Annotated in this window: 19 protein-coding genes; 8 read left to right on the forward strand and 11 right to left on the reverse strand. The window is 64.4% G+C overall.

Going from position 1 to position 19,586, the window contains the following annotated elements; translation table 11 throughout:
- Nucleotides 1-67: 67 nt before the first annotated feature.
- The 3 genes from J2Y63_RS26605 to J2Y63_RS26615 form a co-directional block, all read right to left on the reverse strand.
- Entirely contained in the window at nt 68-925 is an 858-nt protein-coding gene (locus J2Y63_RS26605) for a LysR family transcriptional regulator (protein WP_435268544.1), read from the reverse strand.
- Nucleotides 926-1,023: 98 nt separating this feature from the next.
- A complete protein-coding gene (locus J2Y63_RS26610; protein WP_435268545.1) occupies nt 1,024-2,262 on the reverse strand; it encodes a saccharopine dehydrogenase family protein in 1,239 nt (412 codons plus the stop codon).
- Nucleotides 2,263-2,296: 34 nt separating this feature from the next.
- Complete coding sequence (locus J2Y63_RS26615) at nt 2,297-3,397, reverse strand: carboxynorspermidine decarboxylase (RefSeq protein ID WP_435268546.1); 1,101 nt, start codon at nt 3,395-3,397, stop codon at nt 2,297-2,299.
- A gap of 467 nt (nt 3,398-3,864) precedes the next feature.
- Here J2Y63_RS26615 and J2Y63_RS26620 point away from each other — a divergent pair, with 467 nt between their 5' ends.
- Both J2Y63_RS26620 and J2Y63_RS26625 read left to right on the forward strand, forming a co-directional pair.
- On the forward strand, nt 3,865-6,117 hold the full coding sequence (locus tag J2Y63_RS26620) for a heavy metal translocating P-type ATPase (RefSeq protein ID WP_435268547.1): 2,253 nt from the start codon (nt 3,865-3,867) through the stop codon (nt 6,115-6,117).
- Nucleotides 6,114-6,680: an SCO family protein gene (locus tag J2Y63_RS26625; RefSeq protein WP_435268548.1), complete on the forward strand. Its 567-nt coding sequence runs from the start codon at nt 6,114-6,116 to the stop codon at nt 6,678-6,680. The genes J2Y63_RS26620 and J2Y63_RS26625 overlap by 4 nt, the downstream gene beginning before the upstream one ends.
- On the opposite strand, the gene J2Y63_RS26630 is transcribed toward J2Y63_RS26625, so the two are convergent.
- Nucleotides 6,677-7,093 carry a MerR family transcriptional regulator gene (locus tag J2Y63_RS26630; protein ID WP_256118415.1) on the reverse strand — a complete coding sequence of 139 codons (417 nt, stop codon included), beginning with the start codon at nt 7,091-7,093 and terminating at the stop codon, nt 6,677-6,679. The genes J2Y63_RS26625 and J2Y63_RS26630 overlap by 4 nt on opposite strands.
- Nucleotides 7,094-7,201: 108 nt before the next feature.
- Between J2Y63_RS26630 and J2Y63_RS26635 the strand changes: the two genes are divergently transcribed.
- From J2Y63_RS26635 to J2Y63_RS26650, 4 genes are all read left to right on the forward strand, one after another.
- A complete protein-coding gene (locus J2Y63_RS26635; protein WP_435268549.1) occupies nt 7,202-7,696 on the forward strand; it encodes a hypothetical protein in 495 nt (164 codons plus the stop codon).
- 267 nt (nt 7,697-7,963) lie between these two features.
- A complete protein-coding gene (locus J2Y63_RS26640; RefSeq protein ID WP_435268550.1) occupies nt 7,964-8,995 on the forward strand; it encodes a L,D-transpeptidase family protein in 1,032 nt (343 codons plus the stop codon).
- Nucleotides 8,996-9,011: 16 nt separating this feature from the next.
- Nucleotides 9,012-9,716: a L,D-transpeptidase family protein gene (locus tag J2Y63_RS26645; RefSeq protein WP_256118418.1), complete on the forward strand. Its 705-nt coding sequence runs from the start codon at nt 9,012-9,014 to the stop codon at nt 9,714-9,716.
- Between the two features lie 91 nt (nt 9,717-9,807).
- Complete coding sequence (locus J2Y63_RS26650) at nt 9,808-11,007, forward strand: amidohydrolase family protein (protein WP_435268551.1); 1,200 nt, start codon at nt 9,808-9,810, stop codon at nt 11,005-11,007.
- 239 nt (nt 11,008-11,246) lie between these two features.
- On the opposite strand, the gene J2Y63_RS26655 is transcribed toward J2Y63_RS26650, so the two are convergent.
- The 3 genes from J2Y63_RS26655 to J2Y63_RS26665 all read right to left on the reverse strand — a co-directional run bounded on the left by J2Y63_RS26655 (nt 11,247) and on the right by J2Y63_RS26665 (nt 15,694).
- The gene (locus J2Y63_RS26655) at nt 11,247-13,808 is read right to left on the reverse strand and encodes a GcvT family protein (protein ID WP_435268552.1); all 2,562 of its coding nucleotides are present in this window, start codon (nt 13,806-13,808) and stop codon (nt 11,247-11,249) included.
- Between the two features lie 183 nt (nt 13,809-13,991).
- Nucleotides 13,992-14,594, reverse strand: coding sequence for a glutathione S-transferase C-terminal domain-containing protein (locus J2Y63_RS26660; protein WP_435268553.1), 603 nt, complete (start codon nt 14,592-14,594; stop codon nt 13,992-13,994).
- Between the two features lie 92 nt (nt 14,595-14,686).
- On the reverse strand, nt 14,687-15,694 hold the full coding sequence (locus J2Y63_RS26665; protein WP_435268554.1) for a GlxA family transcriptional regulator: 1,008 nt from the start codon (nt 15,692-15,694) through the stop codon (nt 14,687-14,689).
- A 106-nt stretch (nt 15,695-15,800) separates the two neighbouring features.
- On the opposite strand from J2Y63_RS26665, the gene J2Y63_RS26670 reads away from it, so the two are divergent.
- On the forward strand, nt 15,801-16,271 hold the full coding sequence (locus J2Y63_RS26670; protein ID WP_435268555.1) for an SRPBCC domain-containing protein: 471 nt from the start codon (nt 15,801-15,803) through the stop codon (nt 16,269-16,271).
- On the opposite strand, the gene J2Y63_RS26675 is transcribed toward J2Y63_RS26670, so the two are convergent.
- The 3 genes from J2Y63_RS26675 to J2Y63_RS26685 are packed head-to-tail and all read right to left on the reverse strand — an operon-like array spanning nt 16,240 to nt 17,479.
- Nucleotides 16,240-16,659 (reverse strand): GFA family protein, encoded by a 420-nt coding sequence (locus J2Y63_RS26675; protein ID WP_435268556.1) that lies wholly within the window; start codon nt 16,657-16,659, stop codon nt 16,240-16,242. The two genes, J2Y63_RS26670 and J2Y63_RS26675, sit on opposite strands and share 32 nt — an antisense overlap.
- 11 nt (nt 16,660-16,670) lie before the next feature.
- Nucleotides 16,671-17,114, reverse strand: coding sequence for an SRPBCC family protein (locus tag J2Y63_RS26680; protein WP_435268557.1), 444 nt, complete (start codon nt 17,112-17,114; stop codon nt 16,671-16,673).
- Between the two features lie 11 nt (nt 17,115-17,125).
- Nucleotides 17,126-17,479: an ArsR/SmtB family transcription factor gene (locus J2Y63_RS26685; RefSeq protein WP_435268558.1), complete on the reverse strand. Its 354-nt coding sequence runs from the start codon at nt 17,477-17,479 to the stop codon at nt 17,126-17,128.
- Between the two features lie 114 nt (nt 17,480-17,593).
- Between J2Y63_RS26685 and chrA the strand changes: the two genes are divergently transcribed.
- Complete coding sequence (gene chrA / locus J2Y63_RS26690; RefSeq protein WP_435268559.1) at nt 17,594-19,000, forward strand: chromate efflux transporter; 1,407 nt, start codon at nt 17,594-17,596, stop codon at nt 18,998-19,000.
- Here the strand turns inward: chrA and J2Y63_RS26695 are convergent.
- Nucleotides 18,993-19,562 carry a helix-turn-helix domain-containing protein gene (locus J2Y63_RS26695; protein WP_435268560.1) on the reverse strand — a complete coding sequence of 190 codons (570 nt, stop codon included), beginning with the start codon at nt 19,560-19,562 and terminating at the stop codon, nt 18,993-18,995. The two genes, chrA and J2Y63_RS26695, sit on opposite strands and share 8 nt — an antisense overlap.
- Nucleotides 19,563-19,586 lie beyond the last annotated feature (24 nt).

The raw sequence follows: 19,586 nt of genomic DNA on the forward strand, positions 1-19,586 counted from the left end.
ATTCTAGGAGACGGGGCTGCCGCATGGCAGCGACATTTGGCAATGCTGGCTATTCGATTCGCCAATGTCAGCGCGAAAGACCGCAGAAGGCAATGAGCCGTTCGGCGAGATCCAGCGCCACCGCCGGGGCCGTATCGCGGTAGAACAGGGCAAGCTCGAAATCGTCGACCGGCGGCAGGTGCTCGGCCGCGCCCAGCACCCGATGCCCCGGCAACCGGCAGCTTGCGGGCAGCAGGCTGACGCCGAGCCCTGCCGCAGAGGCCGCGGCAATGGCCGCCAGCCCCGCGCCGCTATAGCTGACGCGCCAGCGCATGCCGAGCCCGTCCAGCGTCTGGCACAGTTCCTCGCGGTAGAGCCCGTTCACCGGAAAGACCGCGAGCGGCACCGGCGATTGTTCGATGGCCGGATGCTCCTGGCTGTCGAGCCAGAGCAGCGGCTCCGGCCGCGCGGCGCGCGGCAGGTGCACGCGCCGCTGCTTGACGAGCACCAGATCGAGCTCTTCCTGAAGATAGGCGCGGTGCAGGTCGGGGCTGAGCCCGCTGGTGACGTCGAGCCTCAGATGCGGGTGCTCCCGCTTGAAGGCCGCCAGCAGGTCGACCGTCGGCACGGTAAAATCTTCCGGCATGCCGAGCCGCAACACGCCGTCGCGCCACGGCCCCGTCAGCGCATCATGCGCCTCCTCGTTGAGCGCGATGATGCGCCGCGCATAGCCGAGCAGCTTGATGCCTTCTTCGGTGAGCCGCACCTCATGCGAGGTGCGCTCGAACAGCGCCTTGCCGAGCAGCTCCTCCAGCCGGCGCACCTGCTGGCTGACGGTCGATTGCGACAGCGACACCCGGTCCGCCGCGCGGGTAAAGCTGCTGGTCTCTGCGACGGCCACGAAGCTCACCAGAAGCTGCGGGCTGAACATGGGATACCGATTCATCGTCCGCTGCCCAAGTGTTGGCGGTCGCTTGTTGTAGTGAATGCCGACCTCGCTTCCAAGGGGCCGGCCGCACGCGAGGCGCGGCCGGCATTTCGGGCTTAGAAGGAGACGGCGCGGTCGCCGTCCTCGTCCTGGATGCGCGTCGGCAGGCCGATGCGGTTGAGCAGATTGATGAACGGCTTCGGCGGCAGTTCCTCGACATTCGCCATCGTCTTCACGTCCCATTCGCCCGTTGCGACCAGCATAGCGGCGGCGACCGGCGGCACGCCGGCGGTGTAGGAAATGCCCTGCGAACCGACCTCTTCGTAAGCTTCCTTGTGATCGGCTACATTGTAGATGAAGACGGTCTTTTCCTTGCCGTCTTTAAAACCCTTCACATAGTCGCCGATGCAGGTCTTGCCCTCATAGTTCGGCGCCAGCGACGACGGGTCCGGCAGTACCGCTTTGACCACCTTGAGCGGCACGACCTCCAGTCCCTCGGCGGTCTTGACCGGCTGCTCGGAGAGCAGGCCGAGGTTCTTCAGCACGGTGAAGACGTTGATGTAGTGATCGCCGAAACCCATCCAGAACCGCACATTCGCGCCGTCCATGTTCTTCGCCAGCGAATGCACCTCGTCATGGCCGCAGAGATAGGCGCGGCGCGTGCCGACGACCGGCAGGTCATAGTCCTTGCCGATCTCGAACATCTTGTTGGTCTGCCACTGGCCGTTCTGCCAGGAATAGACGACGCCGGTGAATTCGCGGAAATTGATCTCCGGATCGAAGTTCGTGGCGAAATATTTGCCATGGCTTCCGGCATTGATGTCGACGATGTCGACGTCCGTTACCGTGTCGAGATATTCGTCCTTGGCGAGTTTGGCATAGGCGTTGACGACGCCCGGATCGAAGCCGGCGCCGAGGATGGCGGTGATGCCCTTCTCCGCGCACTCGGCCGCGCGCTTCCATTCGTAGTTCCCGTACCACGGCGGCGTCTCGCAGATCTTGCCGGGCTCCTCGTGGATCGCGGTGTCGATATAGGCGACGCCCGTATCCATGCAGGCGCGCAGCACCGACATATTGAGGAAGGCGGTGCCGACATTGATGACGATCTCGGATTTGGTGGACTGGATGAGCGCCTTGGTCGCCTCGATGTCCAGCGCATCCAGCGCATGGCCTTCCAGCACGCCGGCCTGCTTCATGGCCTTCTTCTCATGGACCGACGCGATGATCCTGTCGCACTTCGCCTTGGTGCGCGAAGCGATATGGATATCGCCGAGCACGTCGTTGTTCTGGGCGCATTTGTGCGCCACGACCTGTGCGACGCCGCCGGCGCCGATGATGAGCACGTTTTTCTTCATTTCGGGGGATATCTCCTTCTACCCGGTAGAAGCCTCAGGAGAGGCTTTCTTCGTAGTCCGCGTAGGTGAATTCGCGGACCGTTCTGATGCTGCCATCCAGTTCGCGGATGGCGATCGCCGGCATTTTCACGCCGTTGAACCAGTTCTTCTTGACCATGGTGTAGCCGGCCGCATCCTGGATGGAGATGCGGTCGCCAACCTTCAGCTCGGTCTCGAAATTGAACTCGCCGAAAATATCGCCGGCGAGGCAGGACTTGCCGCAGACCATGGTGCGGTGGAGGCCTGTGTTGGGGGAAATCTTGGCGCTCTCGCGATAGATCAGCAGGTCGAGCATATGCGCCTCGATGGACGCATCGACGATGGCGAGGTGCTTGCCGTTATCGAGCGTGTCGAGCACCGTCACTTCCAGCGTGGTGGACCTAGTGATCGAGGCCTCGCCCGGCTCCAGATAGACCTGAACGCCAAACGCGCCGGAGAACCGCTTGAGCCGCTCGGCAAACTTTTCCAGCGGATAGTTCTCGCCCGTGAAATGGATGCCACCGCCGAGGCTCACCCATTCTGCTTTCTTGAGCAGTGGTGCGAACTTCTCCTCAATCGTGCCGAGCATGCGGTCGAACAGGTCGAAATCGCCGTTTTCGCAATTGTTGTGGATCATGAAGCCGGAAATCTGGTCCATCACGGCCTCCACCTGCCGCACGTCCCATTCGCCGAGCCGCGAGAAGGGGCGGGCCGGGTCGGCGAGGTCGAAGCTGGAGGAGGAGATGCCGGGATTGAGGCGCAAGCCGCGCACGATGCCGGCCGCCTTGTCGGCGAAACGGTCGAGTTGGCCGATCGAGTTGAAGATGATCTTGTCGGCGTGGGACACGACCTCGTCGATCTCGTAATCGGCATAGGCGACGGAATAGGCGTGCGTTTCCTTGCCGAAGCGCTCATGGCCGAGGCGCACCTCGTTGAGCGACGAGGAGGTCGTGCCGTCCATATAGTCGCGCATGAAATCGAAGACCGACCAGGTCGCGAAGCACTTCAGCGCCAGCAGCGCCTTGGCGCCGGAAAGTTCGCGCAGCCGCGCGACCTTCTCCATGTTGGCCAGAAGCTTCGACTTGTCGATCAGGTAATAGGGCGTGGTGAGGGACATGGCGGGACCTCTTTTGCGGGTGGATTGGTGGCAATGCCGACGGAAACGCGCATAGCGGAGGCGAAAACCTCCTGCTTCACGCTATCCGGAACTGGGAAAAATCGATGTTACGGGATGGTCGTGCGGACACGGCGATGCGGCAGCGCTTTTGCGCTGTGGGCCGCCCGCAGGGAGCCTGTCGGCAAAACGGCACAAAAGCCCGACTGTGCCGCAAGAGCACCGATCAAAAAGCGTTCTTCCGTTCGGGGGGCATCGAGAGCGCCCATCCCCGATTGGAAGAGGGCGTCGCAAGACATGGCGTCCTCCCCAACCAGCAGATGAAACCTGCATTCAGTGGCGGCTCTCTACCATGGCCGCACGGCCAATTTCAATGCGCCTCTTTGTCCGAAAATTTGTGAATTTCCCTCTTGCACCTCTAGTCGCTAGAGGTCGTAGAACAGCATCGACAGAATAAAGAGGATTGTACGATGTCCGATGTGAAAGAGACGCGTTTCCGGGTTGGCGGCATGGATTGCGCCTCCTGCGCCAGCAAGATCGACACCGCCGTGCGCCGCATGCCGGGCGTTTCCGATGTGTCCGTTTCCGTGACCGCCGGCACTATGCGCGTGCAGCACGATGCGGCAAGCGACCTGGAAGCGATCGCCCGCAAGGTCACTGGTCTCGGTTACGCGGTGACGCCGGCGGCAGCCGCCGCAGAAAAGCCGGCGGCGAAACACGAGCACGGCGCCGGCTGCTGCGGCGGACACGACCACGATCATTCGCACGGCCATGACCACGATCACGACCATGCCGGCCACGACCACAAGCCGAAGGCGGCTGCCGTCGAGGGCCTGCATGGCCACGATCACGGCCCGTCCGAAGGTCCCTGGTGGAAGGGCAAGAAGGGACGACTGACCATTCTCGCGGGCGCGGCGCTGGTCGTCGCCTATGGCATCGGCCATCTCTTCCCGGCGATCGAGACATATGCCTTCGTCATCGCCATGTTCATCGGCCTCGTGCCGATCGCACGCCGCGCCATCATGGCGGCCCTTGCCGGCACGCCCTTCTCCATCGAGATGCTGATGACCATCGCCGCCGTTGGCGCGGTGATCATCAATGCGACCGAAGAGGCCGCCGCGGTGGTCTTCCTCTTCCTCGTCGGCGAGCTTCTGGAAGGGGTCGCGGCCGGCAAGGCGCGCGACAGCATCCGCTCGCTCTCCGCCCTCGTGCCGAAGACGGCGCTGCTCGAAGAAAACGGCAAGACGCGGGAAGTGCCGGCCGAGCAGCTCGCCGTCGGCGCCGTCATCCTCGTGCGCCCGGGCGACCGCATTTCCGCCGACGGCACCATCATCGACGGCGACAGCGCCATCGACGAGGCGCCGGTCACCGGCGAAAGCACGCCGGTGCGAAAGGAGGTCGGCGACACCGTCTTCGCCGGCACGGTGAATGGCGATGCGGCGCTGCGCGTGCGCGTCACCGCGGCGGCGGCCGACAACACCATTGCCCGCGTCGTCAAGCTGGTCGAGGAAGCCCAGGAATCCAAGGCCCCGACCGAGCGCTTCATCGATCGTTTCTCTAGATATTACACGCCTGGCGTGGTCGTCGTCGCGGCCCTCGTCGCGATCATTCCGCCGCTCTTCCTCGGCGGCATCTGGAGCGAGTGGGTCTACAAGGGCCTCGCCGTGCTGCTGATCGGTTGCCCCTGTGCGCTGGTCATCTCGACGCCAGCCGCCATCGCCGCCTCGCTGTCCGCCGGCGCCCGTCGCGGGCTGCTGATGAAGGGCGGCGCGGTGCTGGAAGGCCTTGGAAAGCTTACCGCCATCGCCTTCGACAAGACCGGCACGCTGACGGAAGGCAAGCCCAAGGTCACCGACATCCTCGCTTTCGCCACGCCGGCCGATGAAGTTCTGCGCCTCGCCGCAGCGCTCGAAGCCGGCTCCAGCCACCCGCTGGCGCTCGCCATTCTCGGCAAGGCGGCCGAAGACGGCATCGTCGCCCCGGTGGCAAACGGTTCGAAGGCACTTGGCGGCAAGGGCGTCACGGCCACCGTCGAGGGCAAGGAAATCTTCCTCGGCTCGCCCAAGGCAACGGCCGAGCGGGTTGTACTTTCCGACGCGGTGAAGGCCGCCACCGCAACGCTCAACGATGACGGCAAGACCGTCTCCATGCTGGTCGTCGACGGCGTGCTCGCCGGCGCCATCGCCATGCGCGACGAGCCGCGGGCGGACGCCGCCGCCGGCCTCAAGGCGCTGAAGGATGCCGGCATCAAGACCATCATGCTCACCGGCGACAATGCCCGCACGGCAAAGGCCGTCGGCGCCGAACTCGGCATCGAGGTGCGCGCCGAGCTCATGCCGGAGGACAAGCAGCGCATCGTCGGCGAATTGCAGCGTGAAGGGTATGTTGTCGGCAAAATCGGCGACGGCATCAACGACGCGCCGGCCCTTGCCGCCGCCAATGTCGGCATCGCCATGGGCGGCGGCACCGATGTGGCGCTGGAAACGGCGGACGCCGCCATCCTGCACGGCCGCGTCGGCGACGTCGCCTTGATGACGGATCTCTCCAAGCGCACGATGCGCAACATCGTGCAGAACATCGTGCTCTCGCTCGGCCTCAAGGGCGTGTTCCTGGTGACGACCATCGTCGGCATCACCGGCCTCTGGCCGGCGATCCTTGCCGATACCGGCGCCACCGTGCTCGTCACGCTGAATGCGCTGCGCCTGCTCCGGCCGATCAAATGAAGCGCAGGGCAGTCATAGGCCTTGCCGTGCTTGCCGCGATCGTCGGAGCGACGGTCGCGGCAAAGGCGCCGGTCGGCGGCGGGGCGAAAGAGCGGGTCTTCACCTTGCAGACGGTCGGCGGAAAACCCTTCCGCTCGGCCGATCTGGCGGGAAAACCCTATCTCGTCTTCTTCGGCTTCACCCATTGCCCGGATGTCTGCCCGACCGCGCTCTTCGAGCTGACGGGCCTGTTGAAGGATATCGGTCCTGCCGCAGACCGCATCGCGCCGCTCTTCATCTCCATCGATCCCGAGCGCGACACGGCGGAGCTTCTAAAACTCTACATGACCTCCTTCGACCCGCGCATCATCGCCTTGCGCGGCGATGCGGCTGAGACGAAGGCGGCGGCGGATGCCTTTTCGGCTTTCTACAAGAAGGTGCCGACTGCATCGGACAGCTACACGATGGACCACACCGCCGGCCTGTTCCTTATCCGCGCCGATGGCCGGCTCCAGGGCATGCTGGACATGCACGAGCCGCGCGAGACGCAGCTCCAGAAGCTGAAGCTGCTTGCCGGCACCTAGTCGTGCTCGTCGTGGCAGAGATCGTGGTTGGCGAGCGCGCGGATCACGTAGCAGTCACGCACCTGGTTGGTATGGCAGTGCGTGGTGATGCGCTCCAGCTCGGCTTCCAGCTTGCGCAGGCGGGCGATCTTCTGCCGCACGGTCGCAAGCTGCTCGGCGGCGATGCGATCGGCATCCTGGCAGGGGCGTTCCGGATGCTGGCTGAGCTCGATCAGCGCGCGGATGGCATCGATGGTGAGGCCGAGATCGCGCGCATGGCGGATGAAGGCGAGGCGCTCGCGCTCGCCGTTCGAATAGCGCCGCTGGTTGCCCTCGGAGCGTTCGGCGTGGGAGAGCAGCCCCATCTGCTCGTAATAGCGGATGGTCGGAACCTTGACGCCCGTCGCCTTGGAAAGATCCCCGATCGTCAGCATGCTCGTCTCCTAATCCGCTACCCGCGACATTTTCGACCTTCACGAAATCCTGAAGAGAAGCCGCGCGCAATGGCCTTACAGTGATCCCACACAAATGTGAGGAGAATCGTGCCAAATCAAGCATGCCTTCTGTCGCTGCTCTCGTTGTTGACCGCCAGCGCCGCCATTGCCGCGCCGATGAGCGCTTCGGGCCGTATCGTGCCGCATGAGGCGGTGCTGGCGGGTCTCGTCATCGAACATGCGGATATCGTTGCGGGTGCGGATGGCGCGCCGGCGCGGGCCTATCTGACGCTCTACAATGCCGGCACCGCTGACAAGCGCATCCTGGATGTCTCCGTCGACGGTTTTGGCGTGCCGATGGTGAAGCGGCAGGATGAAGCCCTTTCCGTGGAGGAGGCCTTCCTGGTCATCCCGCGGCAGGCCGAAATGTTCATGGCGCCGGGCGCGCTGTTCCTTGAACTCGACGAGACGCTGGACGTGGAAGGCGAGCGCATGATCTCCGTCACCCTCGACGATGGCAGCATGCTGGTGGTGCCGGTGACGCTGCACCCGCCCGGCGGCGTGCGTACCGCGCATCACCACGGCATCGGTGACTTCGAATAGGGCCGTTGACGAATTGTTGTTCGCCGCGTGCGCCTTCGTGATCGCTTCGCGCAAGAAAGCGGCGATAAGGGTCTTGATGCTCCAGCCACTTGAGGTTTTATGCTCGCGAAAATCGGATTTGCCCCGGATTCGGGGCGCCAAAGCGACGAGTGAGGCCAAAGGGGCCTTAAGATTAACGAAGTTCTAAGCAATCGCTTGGAGTCTAAGCCCGAGATGCGCCGCTTCCGTTGCGGCGCCCCCCGGATCCCTAACAACCGAAAACGCACCATGTTTCGCAATCGCTTTTCTCTTGAAACCGCCCGTCCGCGTCTTTCGCTCCTCGCGCGGCTTGCCGCCGCGACCATTGCCGGCGGCCTGCTTGCCGGCTGCATGGCCATGGATGTCGCGTCGCTGGCCGAGGCGCCGCAGCTTTCCAACAAGGTGAAGGCTGAAATGTCGAAGAAGAAGATGCGGCCGGAAAGCCCCGTGCTGGTGCGCATCTTCAAGCAGGAAAGCGAGCTCGAAGTCTGGAAGGTCGATGCGAGCGGCAAATATGCGCTCTTCAAGACCTATCCGATGTGCCGCTGGTCCGGAAAGCTCGGCCCGAAGACGAAGAGCGGCGACCGCCAGGCGCCGGAAGGGTTTTACCATGTCTCCGAAGGCATGCTGAACCCGAATTCGCAATATTACGTCTCGTTCAACCTTGGTTATCCGAACCGGCTGGAATCGGCGCTCGGCTATACCGGCGAGGCGCTGATGGTGCACGGCGCCTGCTCGTCCTCCGGCTGCTACGCCATGACCGACCAGGGCGTGGGCGAAATCTACGCCATCGTGCAGAAGGCGCTCGATGGCGGCCAGCAGCGCTTCCAGGTGCAGGCCTATCCCTTCCGCATGACGACGCAGAACATGGCCAAGCACAAGGGCGATCCCAACATGCCCTTCTGGCGCACGCTGAAGGAGGGCTACGACGCCTTCGCCTTCACCCGCAGCCAGCCGAAGGTGTCCGTCTGCGGCGGCCGCTACGTCTTCAACAGGGAGTTCGTCGACGGCGAGCCGAGCGATCCGCTGGCGCAATGCCCGGCGGCTGCCGGAGAAAATGATCTGATGGCGAAGATCGGCGCGGAACAAAAGAAGCTGGATGCGGCTTTTGCCGGCGCCACACCGGTTTCGAGCTTCGCCTATGTGGACGGCGGCATGCATCCGAGCTTCCGCACGCTTCTGAAGAAGCAGGGCGCGAAGGGCCTGGCGGCCCAGATCTCGCGCACGAAATATCCGGTCAGCCGGCCCGATGCGGCCTTGGCCGACCCCTATGACGATTGAAGTGTGAGGACATGCATTGACGGGTGAAAGCGTAAGCCGCCGTTCCTTCCTGCTCGGCAGCGCCGGATTGGCAACCACGGTTCTGGCCGGCTGCACCACGCCGGTGCGCGAACGGGTCGCGATAGAGCCGGAGCCGGTCGATACCAGCATCTATGCCGGCATGTACGGCGCGCAGTTCGATGGCCAGTACGAGCTGCCGGCCATTCCCTACCAGAAGATCGATCGGCGCTTCTATCGCCAGATGGTGCCGAACCCGACCGGCGAACGGCCCGGCGTGCTCGTCGTCGATACCGCAAGCCACTTCCTCTATCTGACCTATGAAAACGGCCAGGCCATGCGCTATGGCGTCGGGCTCGGCCGCGCCGGCTTCGAATGGGCCGGCCGCGGCGTCATCCAGTACAAGCGGCAATGGCCACGCTGGACCCCGCCCGATGAAATGGTCGCCCGACAGCCGGAGCTGGAGCCCTACAGCATCGCCAATGGCGGCATGGAGCCGGGCCTCAAGAACCCGCTCGGCGCCCGCGCGCTCTACATCTTCCAGAACAACGAGGACACGCTCTACCGCATCCACGGTTCGCCGGAATGGTGGACGATCGGCAAGTCCGTCTCGTCGGGCTGCGTGCGCATGATGAACCAGGACGTGGTGGATCTCTTCAACCGCGTGCAGAACGGCACGCCGATCCTCGTGCTCGGTAACGCGGCGGTCGCCGCCGCCTATTGACTGCATACGATTTTCGCGCGTTATTGCGCACAATTCTTGATCTGCCCTGCAGGCGGCGGATCGAGCTGTGCGCAAACGGAGACGCGATATCATGGCCGGGATCGAAACGCTTTTCATCAATGCGACGCTGGCGGATGGATCGCTGAAGGATATCGGCGTTGCCGGCGGGCGCATCGCTTCAATCGAGCCGGCCGGCACGATGCCGAGGGCGTCCGCTACGGTCGATATTGCCGGTGTCCTGCTGGTGCCCGCCTTCGTCGAGGGCCATATCCACCTCGATACCAGCTTCTACGGTGACAAGTGGATCCCGCACAAAGCCTGCACCAATGGTTTTGACGTGCATGAGCGCGTCGCCTTCCAGGCGCAGAACATGGCGCAGGCCGCACCCATGGACGAGCGCGCGCGAAAACAGCTCGAACTCTGCGTCGCCAACGGCTCCCTCCAGATGCGCAGCCATGTCATGGTGGATGGCTCGGTCGGGCTGAAGTCGCTGGAAACGATCCTGAAGATCCGCGAGGAATACCGCGATGTCATCGACATCCAGCTCGTCGCCTTCCCGCAGAACGGCATCCTGAAAAGCCCCGGCACGCCGGAACTGCTGGACGAGGCGATCGCGCTCGGTGCCGATCTCGTCGGCGGGCTCGACCCGGCAAGCTTCGACCGCGATCTGCAAGGCCATCTCGACGTCGTCTTCGGCGTGGCCGAAAAACGCGGCGTCGGCGTCGATATCCACCTGCACGATTTCGGCTCGCTCGGCGCCTTCACCGTGGAGGAAATCTGCGCCCGCACGGCGGCGCTCGGCATGCAGGGCAGGGTGGCAATCAGCCACGCTTACGGCCTCGGTGATCTGGACCCCGATTCCGCCCGCCGCATCGGCGCAAGGATCGCCAAGGCCGGCGTCTCGATCATGACCAACGCCCCCGGCGACCACGTCTTCCCGCCGGTCGCCCTGCTGCGTGGCGAGGGCGTCAACGTCTTCAGCGGCAGCGACAATATCCGCGATTCCTGGTGGCCCTATGGTGACGGCGACATGTTGAGCCGCGCCATGATGATCGGCTACCGCTCCGGCTTCTACACCGACGACGAACTCACCGCCGCCTTCGACGTGGTCACCACCGCCGGCGCCAAGGCCCTCGGCCTCGAAGGCTACGGCATCGCGCTCGGCGCCAAGGCCGATTTCGTCACGCTCGCTGCTGAACATGTGCCGGAGGCCGTGGTGGCAGTGCCGAAGCCGCGGCGGGTGTTCAAGGCGGGGCGGCTTGTGGCGGAGAATGGGGCGGTGGTTCGATAGCAGCGATGGCGGTCAACACCAGACCATCATGCGTGGTAAAGCCCTCCCAACCTCTCCTCCGTCATCCTCGGGCTTGACCCGAGGATCCACGCCACATTCGCAGCCGCCTGGATCCTCGGGTCAAGCCCGAGGATGACGGAGGAGAGGAGAGTGCAAGGGAGAAAATGGAGTGGGGTGCGCCAAGAAAAAGGGCGTGCCCGCGATGCTGGCACACCCTTAATTTCGGGTAGGCAGAAACCTTACGTCCGCGGCTTCAGGTTCTCGGGGTCGTACAGCGGCTTGTAGCCGATGCTGACCACCTCGACCGGATAGGTCTCGGCAAAATATTCCACGTTCAGCTTGCGGCCTTCCTGGCAATAGGCCCAGGGCAGGTAGGCGAGGGCGATGTTCTTGCCGATGGTCGGGCCGAAGGCGATGGAGGTCGTGTAGGAGCGGCGGCCGAGTTCATCGACGAGCACTTCGCCCGTCTGCGGGTCCATGACCGGCAGCGTGCCGACGGGGTAGCGCTTCACGCCGGCCTTGTCGGTGTTCTCCGTCATGACGAGCGTGCAAAGCATGGCGGGCTGGTGCTCGCGCGCCTTGTATTCCAGGTGCTTCGCCTTGCCGCGGAAGTCCGCCTCTTTCACCTTCGGGCGGGCGAGGTCGGCCTCGATGAGGTTGTACTGGGTCAACAGGTCGGCGTTCTGCAGGCGCAGGCTCTTTTCCATGCGGCGCGAGTTGGCATAGGTCTCGACGCCGAAGGCCATGACGCCCGTGGCGCGCAGCGCATCCCAGACGGCGAGGCCGTCCTCGTATTTCATATGCAGTTCCCAGCCCTGCTCACCGACATAGGATATGCGGAAGGCGGTGACGTTCTTGCCGCCGATCTCGATCTGCTTGATCTGGGCGAAGGCAAAATTTTCCGGATCGAGGGCAGCCGGGTCGGACACGGCCTTCTTCAGCGTGTCGCGGGCATTCGGCCCCCAGATGCCGATGGTGATGAATTTCTCCGTCACATCGGTGATCGTCACGTCGAGGCCGCGGTCTTCCGCAACGCGCTTCATGTAGTGGAAGTCGCGCGGGCCGGCGTCCGCACCGTTGATCAGCCGGCAACGGTCCGCCATGCGGATGACGGTGAAGTCGGCGCGCACCATGCCCTCGTCGTCGAGGAAGTGGGTGTAGATGCCCTTGCCGATATTGCCGTCGCCGCCGATCTTTGCGGCGCAGAGCCATTCCAGCAGTGCGACATGATCCGGCCCCTCGATGTCCACCATGTGGAAATGCGAGAGGTTGACGATGCCGCAATCCTCGCTCATCGCCAGATGCTCGGCATTCGAGACGCGCCAGAAATGGCGGCTGTCCCACTCGTTCTCACGCACCGGAACCTTGTCGGCATATTTTTCCAGCAGGTGCTCGTTGGCCTTGTAGCCATGCGCACGCTCCCAGCCGCCGAGCTCCATGAAGTAGCCGCCGAGTTCCTTTTCGCGCTCATGGAAGGGCGAGCGCTTGGCGCCGCGGCCCGATGCATAGGGTTCGCGGGTGTGCACGGCCGGGAAGTAGATCTTCTGGGCGGCCTCGAAGCAGCGGCCCTCGATGAACTCTTCCGTCAACTGGTGCGGGTAGAAGCGGGCATAGTCGATCGAGTTGTGGTCGATTTCGGTGCGTCCGTCCGTCATCCAGTCGGCGATCAGCTTGCCGTAGCCGGGGCCATCCTTCACCCAGATGGCGACGCAGTACCAGAGGCCGCGCACCTTCTGGCTCTCGCCACAGGACGGGCCGCCGGCGGCAGAAACCTGGAGCAGGCCGTTGAAGGAATGGCTTTCATTGTAGCCGAGTTCGCCGAGAATCGGCGTCAGCTCCATGGCGCGCTCCAGCGGCTCGATGATCTGTTCCATTTCGAGGTCGCGCTGCGAAGGCGAAAGGCGCGCCTCGTGCTTTTCGAGGATGTTGCGCGGGTGGCAGAGACGAGGATTGGTGGTCTCGTAGTAGCCCCACTCGATCTGGCCGCCTTCGGTGGTCTTCGGGTCGCCGGTGTCGCGCATATAGGCGGAGTTGCCCTGGTCGCGCAGAAGCGGGAAGCCGATGTCCTTGCCGGTGTTCTCGAATTCGTTGTACGGGCCGAAGAAGGTCAGCGGATGATCGACCGGCATGACCGGCAGGTCTTCGCCCACCATTTCGGCAATGAGACGGCCCCAGATGCCGGCACAGACGATGACATGGTCCGCCATGATGGTGCCGCGATGCGTGACGACGCCCTTGATGCGGCCGCCTTCGACGATCAGCGACTGGGCCGGCGTGTTGCCATAGACCTGGAGCTTGCCGGATTTTTCTGCGGCATCGACCAGCTTGCCGGCAACCGTCTGCGAGCGCGGCACGACGAGGCCGGCGTCGGGATCGAACATGCCGCCCATCACCTGATCTTCCTCGATCAGCGGGAACATCTGCTTGATCTCGGCCGGCGAGACATAATGCGCGCGGGTGCCGAAAGCCTTTGCGGAGGAAAGCTTGCGCTTGATCTCTTCCATCCAGGTGTCGTCGCCGGTGCGCGCCACTTCCAGGCCGCCGATGCGGGCGTAGTGGCCCATCTTCTCGAAGAAATCGATCGAATACTGGGTGGTCCAGACCGAAAGATAGTCGTGGCTGGTCGTGTAGCAGAAGTCCGAGGCATGCGCCGTCGAACCGATGTCGGTCGGCACGCCCGACTTGTCGATGCCCACGATATCGTCCCATCCGCGCTCGATGAGATGGTGGGCGATCGATGCGCCCACGATGCCACCCAAACCGATGATGACGACCTTCGCCTTTTGCGGAAACTCTGCCATTTTCTGGACCCCGATGAAATATTGAAGCCGATTTTAGGGCCTCGTTCGGTGCCAGTGCAGCCTGTCTGCGACGGGCCAGCGACCAGTTCCGACAGTGGCGGGAACTGGTCGTGTCGCAAGGGCTCTGCGCCGGCCGGCAGACCCTAGCCGATCATCGGGCCGGCGCAACGCTTTTCGTCGGGTTCACGCCGCCGCGCCAAGCGGCGCGACAGCCTCACGCGAAAGCACCGCCCGCACCGAGGGCCGCGCCTCGACGCGACTGCCGAGCGCACGAAGCGTGTCCGGCACGGCGATGCCGCACATGGCCGCCCAGCGCAGCATGACATAGAGGAAGGCATCGGCCGCCGAAAAACGCCGGCCGAACAGGAAGTCGCCTTCGATGCGGGAGGCGATCCATTCGAAACGCCGCGCAAGGGTCTCGCCCAGCCATGCCTTTTCCTCGGCATTGTCCGTGAAGAACAGCCGCACGAAGGGTTTTTGCACCTCGGTCGAGAGGAAGGCGAGCATTTGCAGGTGGCGCGTGCGGCCGAGCGGGCCATCGGGGACGAGGCCGTCACCCTGCATGGCGATCCAGTCGAGAAGCGCGACGTTTTCCGTCAGGAGCGTGCCGTCGTCGAAGACCAGGGCGGGCACGTAGCCGTTCGGATTGACCGCCTCGTAGGGGCTGCCATCCTCCAGCACATGCCGGAAGATATCGACCTTGTGCGGCCGGAACGGCAGGCCGGTTTCGACCAGCAGGATATGGGCCGCCTGGCTGCAAGCGGTGGGCGTGTAATAGAAGTCCATCTCTCGTCTCCTCGTTTTCGATGAGCCGAGTGTGGAGGCAATGGGCCGACGGGGTCAGAGGCAAACAGGCTGCCTTCGGGGCAAATACGCCACTAGTCGCCCAGGGTGCGCAGGCGGTTGCGCTGGCGGTACTGCGCGGGTGTCACGCCGACGCGGCGGCGGAAGAGCTTGCGAAAGAAGGTCGGATCCTCGTAGCCGACCGCGACCGCGATCTCTTCGATCGCCATGGGCTCGGTCTCCAGCATCTGCTTGGCCTCTTCGATGCGCATGGCCTGAACATAGTCCACCGGCGCATAGCCCGTCGCCGCCTTGAACTGCCGCTTGAAGGTGCGCTCCGCCAGGCCCGAACGCGCGACCATCGCCGTCACCGGATTGCTGCTCGCATAGTGGTCGGCAAGCCAGGTCTGCACATCGGCTATTACCGCATTGTCGTGCTGGCGCGGCCGGGTCATGGAGGCGAAGGGAAGCTGGCCGTAACCCCGGTCGCCAAGCAGGAAGAGCCTCGCGATGCGGGCGGCTTCCTCCGCCCCGCAGAACCGGCCGATCAGATAGAGCGCCAGATCCTGCCAGGACGACGCGCCGCCCGTGGTGATCAGTCGCCCCGCACGCCCGCTGTCGCAGAGAATGCGTTCCGGCCGGAATTTGACGTTCGGATAACGGTCGCGAAAAAGGTCGGCCATGATCCAATGCGACGCCGCGTCCGCGCCATCGAGCAGGCCGGCTTCCGCCAGCAGCACCGCGCCGCTGCAGGCCGAGCAGACCAGCGCATCCGCCGCGATATGCCGCTGGACCCAGGCGATCTCCTGGCCCCAGCGCCCCTCTGGCGAGAGGCCGGGTTCGAGATGGATGTCGCAGACGACGACGATATCCGCCGTACCGCCCTCAAGCCCCTGCTGCGGCATCACCCGCACGCCGCTGCCCGTCTCGTAGGCGCGGGTCTCCGCTGCGACAAGCGTCGGGCGCAGACTGCGCAGCGCATTGGGTCCGCGGCCGGCTTCCCCCAGCACCTCGTGCAGGCCGTAGGGCGCCATGGTGCCGCTTTCCGGCAGCGAGAGAATGGCGATGGTCAGCGGGCTTGTGGGCTTGGGGCGGGACGGCATGACACGAGTTTGGCACATTTGCCCCGAATCTGTCGAGAACGTCTCTACGAAGGAACGGCAATCTCCACCATGGTTTAACCGTCAGCAACCCGGGTGGGAGAAAGCCATGAGCATCGAACAGGGAACCGTCGACATCACCAAAACCTTTGCCGCGCCGGTCGCTGCGGTCTTTGCGGCCTGGTCGCAGAAGACGGCCCAACTGGCCTGGGGCGATCCCGGTCCGGACTGGCAGATGAGCTTCGAGCGCTTCCGCTTCACGGTCGGCGAAAGCGACCTCTGCCGCTTCGGCCCAAAGGACGGCTCGACCTATCTCAACGAAAACCGCTATCTGGAGATCACCCCGGACAGGCGTATCGTCTATGCCAGCACCCTGCAGGAAGCCGGCATTCTCAGCTTTTCCGGCACGGTGGTGGTAACCTTCGAGCCGGCGGACGGCGGCACGCGCATGCGGCTCGTCGAGCAGGGCCTCTATTTCGATGGTCGCGACAGGGCCGACGACCACCGCGAAGGCTGGCGGGCCATGCTGGAGGCGATGGCCGGCTATCTCAAAGATGCGCCGTGTACGGCGGCGGGTTGAAGAAATCGTCCGCCAGGCCGTTTTCATAGATCACCGGCGCGGCGCTCATCTCCTCCTCGGAGACGTCCTCAAGGGTGCCCGCATTGATGCAATAAAAGTGCCCCATGAAGTCCTTGAGGTAGCCGCGCGAGAAGGGGCGGATGCCGCAGCGTTTGCAGAAATAGTGGTCGACATCGCCCTCCGGCCAGCCGGATTTGTCGGCGCGGTAGCTGACGAGATGGTCCTCGCCGGAGAGCAGCTTGAAATCCTCGCGCGGCGTAAAGGTCTTCAGCATGCGTGTGCGCCGGCAGAAGGAGCAGTTGCAGCGGCGCAGGCCCTCGTCGAGATCGAGGACCGCTTCGTAGCGGATGGCGCCGCAATGGCAGCGGCCGTGATAGGTCTTTTTCATCCCATTTCTCCTCAGGCTTGCAGGATATAGGCGACCAGCCGGTCGAGGCATTCGCCCCAGCCCTCGGCATGGCTGTCGCGGGATTCGACCGTGTCGAACGGTGTCTGGGCAAAGGTGAGGCGCGTCTTGCCGTCCCTGTCCTCGAAGGTCACGGTCACCAGCGTGTCCGGGTCGTCCTCGCCGGTCCAGCGGAAGGTGAAGACGATAAGGCGGTTCTCTTCAATCTCGCGATAGGTGCCGCCCATCGGATAATCCTTGCCCTCCGGCGAGCGGATGACCGCCGACCAGGCGCCGCCGGGGCGGAAATCCAGGCGGATCGCATGGGCCGAAAAATCCTTCGGCCCGAGCCAGCGGGCCATATGCTCCGGCGTCGTCCAGACCTTGAAGACGAGCGGGCAGGGCGCATCGATCAGCCGTTCGATGAAAAGGCCGATGGGTTCGGCGGTCTGCTGCATGGTTTGTCTCCTCAGCTTTTCTTGTCCGGGTCGCCGGCCTGCAATTCCCGGAGATAGTCGTCGAGCCGGTCGAAGTTCGCGTCCCAGAAGCGGCGGTAGCGGGAAATCCAGCCGTCGGCATCCTTCAGGGGTGCTGCCTCCAGATGGCACGGGCGCCACTGCGCGCTTCGGCTGCGGGTGATCAGGCCGGCGCCCTCCAGCACCTTCAGGTGCTTGGAGACGGCCGGCAGGCTCATCTCGAAGGGCGCGGCAATGTCGTTCACCGTCGCATCGCCTTCGGAAAGCCGGGCGAGGATCGCGCGGCGCGTGGGATCCGCAAGGGCGGCGAAGGTCAGGCTCAGCGGGTCGCTCACGTATTTATCCATTCAGTTAATTAACTTATTGGTTTAATAATGCCATTCACATCGTCCGTCAAGCCCCCGTCGCCTTGACAGGGCAGGGTGTCGCTGCGATCGATCGCGACGGCAACGGGGAGAACCATGCAGATGACAGAACGAGCGGCCGAGCCCGGCCATCCGCCCGAGGCGCACGGCCATGGCGTGCCCTTCGGCGAGGCGCTCAAGGTCTGGGCGCGCGTGGCGACGTTGAGTTTCGGTGGCCCGGCCGGGCAGATCGCGCTGATGCACCGCATCGTCGTCGATGAAAAACGCTGGATCGGCGAGAGCCGTTTCCTGCATGCGCTGAACTATTGCATGCTGCTGCCGGGGCCGGAGGCCCAGCAGCTCGCCGTCTATATCGGCTGGCTGATGCACCGCACGCTGGGCGGCCTTGTCGCCGGCCTGCTGTTCATCCTGCCCGGTTTCCTGTCGATCCTGGCGCTGAGCTACATCTATGTGCTTTTCGGCGATGCGAGCCTCGTCGAGGGCCTGTTCTTCGGGCTGAAGGCAGCGGTGCTGGCGGTCGTCGTGCAGGCGGTGTTCCGCATCGGCAGCCGGGCGCTCACCAATCCGGCGATGATCACGATCGCCGCGGCCGCCTTCGTCGCCATCTTCGCCTTCAAGGTGCCGTTCCCGCTGATCATCCTGGTGGCCGCCGTTGTCGGCTATGCCGGTTCCAGATCCGGTTCCCGGCTGTTCCGCACGTCGAATGGCCACGCCTCGGCCAACGGCAAGGTGCTGCAGGATCGCGATTCGTTGCTCGGCGAGGCGACGCCGGCCCATGCAAGGCCGGCGCTGGGCTGGTCGCTGAAAATCTCAGGCGCGCTCACCTGTCTGTGGCTCGGGCCGGTGGCGCTGATCTGGTTCATCGCCGGCGGCAACAGCGTGTTTACCGAGATCGGCACCTTCTTCAGCCAGATGGCGGTCGTCACCTTCGGCGGCGCCTATGCAGCCCTCGCCTATGTCGCGCAGGAGGCCGTGCAGCACTATGGCTGGCTGAAGCCGGGCGAAATGCTCGACGGCCTCGGCATGGCGGAGACGACGCCGGGGCCGCTGATCATGGTGCTGCAATTCGTCGGCTTCCTCGCCGCCTGGCGCGATCCCGGCAGCCTGAACCCGCTGACAGCGGCGACGCTCGCCGCGATCCTCACCACCTGGGTCACATTCGTGCCCTGTTTCCTGTGGATTTTCCTCGGTGCGCCGTTCATCGAGAAGCTGCGCGGCAATGCGGCTCTTTCCGGCGCCATGTCGGCAATCACCGCTGCCGTCGTCGGTGTCATCCTCAACCTCGCGGTCTGGTTTGCCGTGCACACGCTGTTTCGCGAGGTGACGGTTTTCGCCGCCGGGCCGCTGCGGCTCGAACTGCCGGTGCCGGCAACACTCATCCTGCCTTCGGCGCTGCTCGCGGCCGCCTCCGCCTTCGCGCTCTTCCGCCTCAAGGCGTCCGTGCTGCTGACGCTCGGCCTGTCGGCGCTTGCCGGCATGGCCTGGACGCTGGCTGTCAGCTGACCACGTTGCGCACGAAGCGCACCGGCGTTTCGCCGGGGTTTACATAGGCATAGGCCTGGTCAGTACCGTAGACGGCGAAGCTGCCGGCCGGAAAATCCTTCGCCATGCCGGAGAGTTCGAGCCGCAGCGTGCCCTCGGTCACGAAAACCATTTCGTGCCAGCCGGCGGGGTCCGGCTCGGCATCGTAGCGTTCGCCGGAGCCGAGCGACCAGAGCCACATCTGCGCCTCCGTCGTCGCCGGCGCGGAGCCAAGCAGCACCGCGGTGCTCTCACCATCCTTGCCGCGCCACGTCACCTCGTTGATCTCGGCGGAGGGCGCGCGGGCCGGGTCGCGCACGAGATCGACGAAGCCGACGCCGATCGCGGCGGCGAGCTTGTCGAGGCTCGACAGGCTGATATTCGCGTCGCCCCCTTCGACCGCCACGATCATGCGCCGGCTGATGCCGGAGGCTTCCGCCAGCGCCGCCTGGCTGAGGCCGGCCTGCTGGCGCAAGCGGCGCAGATTGCCGGAGACATGGGCGAGCACGTCGCCGCGTTCTTGACTGTGCAATATATTGCTCATATCGTTCCGTCATCAAAAGGGCGG

The sequence above is a fragment of the Shinella sp. BE166 genome (genome assembly GCF_051201095.1).
In the GTDB taxonomy this organism is placed as follows: Bacteria; Pseudomonadota; Alphaproteobacteria; order Rhizobiales; family Rhizobiaceae; genus Shinella; species Shinella lacus.

Coding starts and splice junctions, on each gene's coding strand:
- J2Y63_RS26640 (WP_435268550.1), top strand. CDS start 7,964: ATGTTTCGCAATCGCTTTTCTCTTGAAACCGCCCGTCCGCGTCTTTCG.
- J2Y63_RS26610 (WP_435268545.1), bottom strand. CDS start 2,262: ATGAAGAAAAACGTGCTCATCATCGGCGCCGGCGGCGTCGCACAGGTC.
- J2Y63_RS26680 (WP_435268557.1), bottom strand. CDS start 17,114: ATGCAGCAGACCGCCGAACCCATCGGCCTTTTCATCGAACGGCTGATC.
- J2Y63_RS26665 (WP_435268554.1), bottom strand. CDS start 15,694: ATGCCGTCCCGCCCCAAGCCCACAAGCCCGCTGACCATCGCCATTCTC.
- J2Y63_RS26615 (WP_435268546.1), bottom strand. CDS start 3,397: ATGTCCCTCACCACGCCCTATTACCTGATCGACAAGTCGAAGCTTCTG.
- J2Y63_RS26685 (WP_435268558.1), bottom strand. CDS start 17,479: ATGGATAAATACGTGAGCGACCCGCTGAGCCTGACCTTCGCCGCCCTT.
- J2Y63_RS26620 (WP_435268547.1), top strand. CDS start 3,865: ATGTCCGATGTGAAAGAGACGCGTTTCCGGGTTGGCGGCATGGATTGC.
- J2Y63_RS26625 (WP_435268548.1), top strand. CDS start 6,114: ATGAAGCGCAGGGCAGTCATAGGCCTTGCCGTGCTTGCCGCGATCGTC.
- J2Y63_RS26605 (WP_435268544.1), bottom strand. CDS start 925: ATGAATCGGTATCCCATGTTCAGCCCGCAGCTTCTGGTGAGCTTCGTG.
- J2Y63_RS26660 (WP_435268553.1), bottom strand. CDS start 14,594: ATGGACTTCTATTACACGCCCACCGCTTGCAGCCAGGCGGCCCATATC.
- chrA (WP_435268559.1), top strand. CDS start 17,594: ATGCAGATGACAGAACGAGCGGCCGAGCCCGGCCATCCGCCCGAGGCG.
- J2Y63_RS26670 (WP_435268555.1), top strand. CDS start 15,801: ATGAGCATCGAACAGGGAACCGTCGACATCACCAAAACCTTTGCCGCG.
- J2Y63_RS26675 (WP_435268556.1), bottom strand. CDS start 16,659: ATGAAAAAGACCTATCACGGCCGCTGCCATTGCGGCGCCATCCGCTAC.
- J2Y63_RS26695 (WP_435268560.1), bottom strand. CDS start 19,562: ATGAGCAATATATTGCACAGTCAAGAACGCGGCGACGTGCTCGCCCAT.
- J2Y63_RS26655 (WP_435268552.1), bottom strand. CDS start 13,808: ATGGCAGAGTTTCCGCAAAAGGCGAAGGTCGTCATCATCGGTTTGGGT.
- J2Y63_RS26630 (WP_256118415.1), bottom strand. CDS start 7,093: ATGCTGACGATCGGGGATCTTTCCAAGGCGACGGGCGTCAAGGTTCCG.
- J2Y63_RS26650 (WP_435268551.1), top strand. CDS start 9,808: ATGGCCGGGATCGAAACGCTTTTCATCAATGCGACGCTGGCGGATGGA.